We start from the raw sequence: 1,828 nt of genomic DNA, 5'->3' as shown, positions 1-1,828 counted from the left end.
TCCCGGACGAGCGCGCAGCGCGAAGATCCGGGACCGACGCGTGAACGCAGGCGCTTCCGGCGGTCCCSGATCTGCGCTTCGCTTGTCCGGGATGACAACCGTTCTAGAGGCGATTGTCCGGGCGTGAAGGCTCCGTCCCCATGAAAACCCTGTGCCGCGACTGCCTGGCGACGGGCGAGGCCAAAGTCTCGCGCTGTCCCAAATGCGGGTCGCCGCGCGTGATCTTCCATGAGGAGCTGGGCCAGCTCAGCATGGCCCACATGGACTGCGACGCCTTCTACGCCTCGGTCGAGAAGCGCGACGACCCGACCCTGCGCGACAAGCCGGTGATCGTCGGCGGCGGAAAGCGCGGGGTGGTGACGACCGCCTGCTATATCGCCCGCATGAGCGGCCCGCGCTCGGCCATGCCGATGTACAAGGCGCTGAAGCTGTGCCCCGACGCCGTGGTCATCAAGCCCAACTTCGCCAAGTACAAGCACGAGAGTCGGCGGATCATGGCCAAGCTGGAGGCCCTGACGCCCCTGGTGCAGCCGCTGTCGCTGGACGAGGCCTGGATCGACCTGTCGGGCACCGAGCGCCTGCATAAGGCTCCACCGGCGGTGATGCTGGCCCGGGTGCAGCGCGAGATCGAGGCCGAGGTCGGGATCACCGTCTCGATCGGCCTGGCCCCCAACAAGTTCCTGGCCAAGATCGCGTCGGAGCTGGACAAGCCGCGCGGCTTCTCGGTGATCGGGGCGGTCGGGGTCGAGGCGTTCCTGGCGTCACGGCCGGTGTCGATCCTGCCGGGCGTCGGTCCGGCCACCGTCACCGCCCTGGCCTCGGAAGGCCTGCGCACCGTCGGCGACATCGCCAATGCGGACCTGAAGTGGCTGGTCAAGGTGCTGGGCTCGGGCGGCCTGAGACTGCATCACCTGGCCCATGGCCGCGACACCCGGCTGGTCGATCCCGATCAGGAGCGCAAGACGATCAGCGCCGAGACCACGTTCAACGACGACCTCTACAAGCGGGACGATCTCGAGGACGAGTTGTGGCCGCTGTGCGAGAAGGTCGCCCGCCAGGCCCGGGCCGGCGGGGTGGCGGGCCGCGTGGCGACGCTGAAGCTGCGCACGCCGGACTTCAAGATTCACACCCGCCGCCGCACCCTGCCCGTGCCGATCCAGACCGCCCGCACCCTGTTCCAGGTGGCGCGCGAGCTGCTGGCGGCCGAGCCGGGCGGCCTGCACTACCGCCTGATCGGCGCCGGCCTGACCGACTTCGTCCCCGCCGAGGGCGCGGCCGACGACTTCTTCGCCGGCGACGAGCGCAAGGCGCTGAAAAGCGAGACGATGATCGACGGCTTGCGGGGGAAATACGGGGCTGGGGCGGTGATGACGGGGCGTGCGCTGAAGGGGAAGTAGGTGCGGCCACCACTTGCCCCCTACGGATCGCTTCGCGATCGTCTTCCCCCAAAGGGGGAAGAGGGCTGTCCGCGCGTCCTCCGCCCCCTATGGGGGCGGACACGTAGCGGTCAGGTGGGGGCAGGTGCGTGAGCCACCCACGTCTACATCAGCGAGCCCTTGCCGCTGGTCACTTCGGTATAGCGGTGCACCCGCACGGCCTGCACCAGCCCGAACCCGACCATGACCGTCAGCATGACAGTGCCGCCGTACGACAGCATCGGCATGGGCACGCCCACCACCGGGGCCATGCCCATCACCATCGCGCCGTTGATCAGCACATACAGCGCGAAGGTCGCCGTCACGCCTGCGGCCGACAGGCGTCCGAAGTGGCTGTGGCTGATCGAGGCGATGCGCAGGGCCATGAAGATCGCCACCCCGTACAGGAACAG

2 protein-coding genes are annotated in these 1,828 nt (G+C 68.9%); one reads left to right on the top strand and one right to left on the bottom strand.

Features of this window, described 5'->3' with window-relative positions; translation table 11 throughout:
- Positions 1-140: 140 nt before the first annotated feature.
- Positions 141-1,397, top strand: a complete 1,257-nt coding sequence (locus AC1DZ6_RS24445; RefSeq protein ID WP_477099697.1) for a DNA polymerase IV — start codon at positions 141-143, stop codon at positions 1,395-1,397.
- Between the two features lie 143 nt (positions 1,398-1,540).
- Here the strand turns inward: AC1DZ6_RS24445 and AC1DZ6_RS24440 are convergent.
- Positions 1,541-1,828, bottom strand: a 288-nt coding sequence (locus AC1DZ6_RS24440; RefSeq protein WP_477099696.1) for an FtsW/RodA/SpoVE family cell cycle protein, incomplete at its 5' end; no start/stop codon positions are given.

Source organism: Caulobacter sp. P1_B12_2 (genome assembly GCF_056406675.1).
This window is presented reverse-complemented; position numbering and strand designations above follow the sequence as displayed.

Excerpts from the sequence above, each read along its gene's own strand:
- AC1DZ6_RS24445 (WP_477099697.1), top strand. The coding sequence starts at position 141 with ATGAAAACCCTGTGCCGCGACTGCCTGGCGACGGGCGAGGCCAAAGTC.